This window comes from Streptomyces sp. NBC_01381, from assembly GCF_026340305.1.
GTDB lineage: Bacteria > Actinomycetota > Actinomycetes > Streptomycetales > Streptomycetaceae > Streptomyces.
Map to the genome: position 1 here is coordinate 93644 of NZ_JAPEPI010000006.1, position 6000 is coordinate 99643.

At 67.8% G+C, this 6000-nt stretch carries 2 protein-coding genes; both read right to left on the reverse strand.

Features of this window, described 5'->3' with window-relative positions; genetic code table 11:
* Window positions 1-2592: 2592 nt before the first annotated feature.
* Window positions 2593-3018 (reverse strand): hypothetical protein, encoded by a 426-nt coding sequence (locus OG453_RS44825; protein WP_266874602.1) that lies wholly within the window; start codon window positions 3016-3018, stop codon window positions 2593-2595.
* The gene (locus tag OG453_RS44830; RefSeq protein WP_266874603.1) at window positions 3015-5444 is read right to left on the reverse strand and encodes a DEAD/DEAH box helicase; all 2430 of its coding nucleotides are present in this window, start codon (window positions 5442-5444) and stop codon (window positions 3015-3017) included. Before OG453_RS44830 ends, OG453_RS44825 begins: the two co-directional genes overlap by 4 nt.
* Between the last annotated feature and the right edge of the window lie 556 nt (window positions 5445-6000).

Below are 6000 nucleotides of genomic sequence, written 5' to 3' on the forward strand. Positions count from 1 at the left end.
AACCCGCGGACGTCGGACTGGTGGGAGGAGACCAGGACTCCTCGCTGCCACGTGCGCCGGCCAGCGGTCGCGCGAACCCCCGCCGTGGTGAGCGCGTCCTCGATGTCCCAGTCGCTCACGTCCGCCATGACCCGTGCGGGCGCGTCCCCGCAACCGCGGGCAGTGACCGGCACATGCCCGCCGTGCACGAAGCCGCACGCGCACCTCGTGCGGAGCAGCACCCCGCCGCTCCGGTAATCGACGACTTCCGCCGTCGCGGGGGCGCACCCGGCGGGAGCACTCGGCGCCGGAGTGGTGTCGGCCAGCGCGGCAGGCTGGCCACCTTCCGGGGCGCGCGGCACCTCAACTCCGGGGCAGGCGCCACCCTCCGACTCCCACGCGTCGACCGCTCCGGGGTCCGCCTGAACGTCGCCAGCAACCGGGGGCGCTACCGGCGCCACGCGCGGCAGCCTCAGTCCACCCCGCTGCGCGAACTCCCACAGCTCCGCCGCCGCCTTTGCTGCTGCTGCCGCGTACCGCGCCACCGTGTCACCGAACTCAAAGCCCCGGGCGCGGTAAGCGCGCTCGGCCTCCGTCGCCGCTTCCCGCGCGCGGCGCGCCACGGCCCACAGCGCGTCCCAGACTTCATCGGTCAGGTCATTCATGTGCGGCCGGATCGCGTCGTACGCGACCTGCGCCCGCGCAGCCTCCGTCCGGGCCTTCCCGAGCATCACGGCGCCCGTGGCAGCGTCCGCCGCCGCAACCGCTTCACGCTGCCGCAGGACGGCCGCACCGTAGGCCTGCGACTCCGCCGCAGCGCACACGTACTCCGGCCGGTTGGCGATCATCCACTCGGCGAACGCGCGGCCGACCGCACCCCACGTTCCGGCCACGGGGGTGCCGTCGGGCAGCGTGCCCCGGAACGCGTGACCGGCAGCGATCATGTCCGCGTTGTCGCTGCCCGGACGTCCGCCGCGCGCGGCGTCCAGGTCCAGGGTCACTCCCGCGCAGTGCATGTCCGCACTCGGGCGCCGCTTCTCACTGTCCGTGCCGCGCCCGTTGATCTGTACGCAGCGCGGGAAGCGCCGTACAGCCTCTCGCGCGTCCGCTTCCGTCACGTGCCCCCGCAGCACTGCCGCGCGCTCCGCAGTACGTCCCTGGGCCCATCCCGGACGGCCCGACAGACCCGTGTCGGCGTCGACGTCCAGGGAGTACCGGACGTCGACCACCGGGGCCGACGCTGCGCGCTTCGCCCGTGCCGGACGGACCGCCGGGGCAGGCTCGGCCGGAACATCGTCAAGCGACCCCTGCCCGTCGCAGTCGAACACCTTCGGGGCTACGTCCGCCGCCTCAACATCCGTCATCGGAACCGGGGCCCCAGCAAGGATGGCGTCTGTGATCGCACGGCACGCGCACTCAAATCCACCGCACGTCAGGCACAGATCGTCCGCGCACTCTTCAGTCTTGCGCGCGGCATCCTGCGCTTCCTGGGCGTACTCCTCGATCGCACCCATGCGCTCATCACAGTCGGATGCGTGGCTGTTCGCATCGGAGTACGCACTGTCTGCAGCCTTGGCGTGCTCGGGCATGACCGCATCGTCGTTGGCGGAGACGTACGCACTCTCCGAAGCCTTCTGCGCGAGCGACGGGTAGGGGTGGGCCGCGCGCTTCACGACCTCCGCGTGGTTGGCGAACTGCCGCGCCATGGCCGCAGCGTGCCGCACCTCTGCCAGAGTCTCAGCAGCCGCAGCGATGTCCGCCCATGCAAGCGCGTCCGCCGAATCACTCGCGGCCTCCGCGTAGTACTCCTTGACGATGCCGGACGCACGCTCGGCCTCCGCGCACTGCACACGCGCTTCGGCCAGTGCGTTGCCGGACGCTTCCGCCTCTGCGGCGTCGACCGGGCGACCGGCCGCAGCGTCCGACAGCAGGGACACCCGACGCTCGACGTCCCCCCGCTCACGCACCCAAGACAGCGTGTGAGAGCCCCGCTGCGGGTCCAGCTCCGAGGTGAAGCCTTCCGGGCGGTCGTACACGAACACGTGGCAGGAAGAGCATTCGGTGTGGCCGCCCATGGCCAACTGCAGACCGCGGTTGCACGTGACGGTGCTCGACCGGCCGTACGAACTGCGGGAGACCCTCCTCGTGCACCGGGCAGGCTCTACCACCGGAACGGCCGGAACCAACTCAGCCTCATTGGTGCGGACGTACCGCGTGGCCGCGCCACGCGACTTGTAGCCGTCCTTCCCCGGGATCACCCAACGGCCGTCCAGCGTCATCACGCTGTACCGGTCAGAGGCAGCGTGGTGAACGGTGTAGGCGACCGCCCGACGGTGCTCATCCGTCACAACGACGGGGGACGACAGGTCGTGACCGCGCATCGCGTTGTCTGCGGGGGAGGTGATCAGCTGCATGGTCCGGGGTCCTTCCAAATGCAGGGAGTGCCTTCGACGTCGGGGCCTGCCACTGACCTGCCGACGAAAGAACTATACCGCACTTTCATCATGCGGCAAGCCTGCACTGGAGCGAGCGCGAACGCCAAAAGCGCCCCTGCCGAGAGCGGCAGGGGCGCGAGGGACGGGAGCACGTGGCGGGGAGTCCGGGTGGGGAGAGTCAGCGACTGGTGCGAATGCGTGGCCCCCACGCGAACTCAAGGTCGTCCAGCAGGACGTACTCCAGCCCCCACCTGCTGCGCAGGAGGAACGGGGCACTCTCCATGCGTTCGCAGACGATCAGACTCTCGGGCTGACCGACCAACATGTACCGGCCGTGCGAAGCGGGCCTACTTCCCGGCCCGTAGCGCTGCAGCAGTTCCTCCAGGCGCGCGCGGTGCTGCTCGGCGAACACCTCCAGCCGCTGCACGTAGCCTTCCCGCTCATGCTCGCGCACGGCGCTCAGCGCCGCGGCCAGCACATCGTCGGAACCATCGGCACGTAGCCAGTTGCCCGGCTCGGTACAGGCCCATGTGCACTGTCGAGCCGCTTCCTGGACTTCCTGCGCATCCAGGATGGGGGCCGGCTGATCCTGCTCGGTACTCATGCTGCCCACTCCAATCCAAGGTTGGCGAGTGCAGTGAGCTTGTCCGGGGTCAGCTTGGTGCGGCGGCTCTTGTTGTTCGACAGGAACACCCCCAGCTTCACCTCGTGCTCCTTGCCCTCGACCACGATCGTCTCTACGTGCCCCCTGGGGACGGTCAGCGAGCCCGTACGGGCCCTGTACTGCTCTAGGGCCGCGACACCCCGCGCGAAGGCGTCAGAGCCGCCCTTAGCGGGCTTCTCCGGGGTGACCTCCTGCGGTGCCGGGTAGGGGCGGATGCCGAGTCGCTCCAGGCGCTCACGCTGACCGTCCATCAGGCCGTGCCACACATCGTGCTGTCGCTGCCGCTCAAGCCACTTCCCGATGTCCATGCCGTGCACGGTGACGCCCGGCTCCACGGAGACGAGCCTGCTCTCACTCTCCTCCAACTCCTCCACGAGCATCTCGCGCACCGCAGCGAAGTGCCGCTGCCACTCCGCCGACCACGCCGGATTCCAGTCCTCATCCACCTCGTTCAACGCGGCCTCCCACTTGGGGCGTTCGGCCAAGGCACCCGCGCGGCGCAGATTGGACAGCCACTGCCCCAGCGGCCGATCGAGCATCGTCGCGGACCGGGGCGCGCACAGTGTCCAGTGCTCCTCGAAGTAGGCCTTCGCGGCCTCCAGGTTCTCCTGAAAGCGTTCGTCCGCCAGGGACCAGACCATGCCCAGTTTCTCTAGCCGCGCCGCGCGCCTGCCCGTGATCTGCGCGGCCCCGTACGCCCGCCGCTGCTCCGCGATCCACTGCCCCAGCGGATACGCGCCCTCTTTGTGCCCGTACGGAACCCTGGCGTGACCCTCGCGCTCCGTGAACTTCTTGAGCTGCGCCCAGCCGCGCGCCCAGTCCTGCCGCTCCGTGTCGATCACATTGAACGAAACCCACTCAGCGACCATCGCCGGATCCCGCGGAGCCGCAAAACGCAGCAGCATACGAGATTCTTCCTCGCCGTCCTCCGGTGCCGAACCAATATCCATGGACGGTTGCGCGAAGTCCTTCTGCGGCTCCTGAGGAATGGCCAGCAACTCAACGGCCTCTTCATCATGAGCCCGCAACCCCTCAAGAACTTTCACCAAAGGCCGATACGAGCCCGAAGTGAACATGTCCTCGGGCTTCTCATCGGGCTGGAGAAATACAGGCACGATCAGGGAGGCCAATTTCCCTTGCCCTGGCTTTTGCCGCAGCGCGCGCCCAATGGCCTGCACGATGTCATGCGGCGCGCCCTTCGGGTCGAGCAGCGCCACCGAGTCCACGGCCCGGATGTCGACACCCTCGCCCAACACCTTGCAGTTCGAGAGGACCGCACGCCGCCCGGTCGAGCCGAACTCACTCAGCACATCCCGCCGGTGCTCGGGGTCGTGCTCCCCGCACAGCCAGTTCGCCCAGATCCGCGACGGGTACGTCTCCGGCTGGTCCGCGCGCAGCTTTGCCGCCACCCGCTCCAGGCCCTCCGCGTACGCCTGAGCTTCGATCGTCCGGTGATGGAAGGTGATGCACGTGCTCAGGCTGTGCTGCGCCATGGTGTGCAGCAGCGCGGCCTGGAGGGCTCCGAGCCGCTGCCCGCGCACCTCCTCACTGCCCCGCTCCTCACCCATCAGCCGCTCCGGCGTCACCACCGGGTCCTGGAGCTCCAAGACGATGATCTGATACCGGGCCAGCAGACCACGCGACACGGCAGACGCGAGCGTCAGCTTGTAGAACACCGGCCCGAACACAGACTCGTCATCCATGGAAGCCGCCATCTCCCGCGGCAGAGGGTCCCGCACCCCCTCAGCAACCTCCCGATCGAGCCGCTCCTCCCAGATCCGCGGCGTCGCCGTCAGATACAACCGCCGGTACGCCGGCACGACGGCCTGATCGTGAATGCCCGCCCAGGCCTTACCCATCGACCCCGAAGTACGGTGCGCCTCATCCACCACCGCCAAGTCCACCGGAGCCAGCTGCTGCCCGTACGCGCCCTCAAAAGCCTCCGCCAACACACCCAAACTCGCGTACGTCGCATAGATCGTGACCGGCCCCTCGCCATGCCACAGAGCCAGCTGCACCGGATTGGTGGTGGAGCGCACCTTCATGCTCCACAGCTCCGGGTCATCCTGGAGCGAGCACACTGCGACCGCCGGCCCCGTGTGCCCAACACGGCGCCACTCCTTCACTGTCTGCGTGAGCAGATCCAGCGTGGGAACGAGCACCAGAATCCGCCCGTTGGAAAGCGTCCGGCGGAGCAGCATCTGGCGAGCAGCGAAAGCAGCGGAGATGGTCTTTCCAGTGCCACACGCAGAGATCACCTGTCCGCGCAATCCGTTCGCAGGAATGCCACCGGTCGGAATGTCGAATCCGCGAATGATCGCGTCCACGGTCTCGATTTGATTATCGCGTAGATCGCTCTTCCTCATGACCACAGGAAATCTCCTTTTCGCGGAAAGTGCTGCGTAATCAGAATGGAAAGCCAGGAAGGCACATTCGGGCGATGGGTGTGGTGTCTCGTCCCAGACTCTACACAGGGGTACACTGTGATGCATCACCTTCGATGAAGGTTCGCCCGAGAGGCTGACACTTGGCTGATTCTTGCTCCATGGTAGCGGGTTGACGTGCAAGCTGACAGGGTATTGGTGAACGTGAGCGGGCAGGCTTGAGGGCAGGGAAGGGGGCGGGTGGAGCGCAGCGGAGCCCGTCACTACGGCACAGGTGACGCTCCATCAGGCCGACGGACCGTCACCTTCGTGACAGGGGTGGCACCTGAATTCCCAGCACCTACACAGGCCCGCACGTGATGCACCCTCCCCTGTAGCCAGCCAAAGAGGCCCCGCTTGCGGGGACTCTCGCAATTCGCGCTTGCGCGAATTGACGCTCTTTCAGAATTCCGCTTGCGGAATTCATTCCCCCGCTTGCGGGGGGATTCGAATTGCGTTTACGCAATTCGTACTCTATGGTCCGGCTTGCCGGGGCATA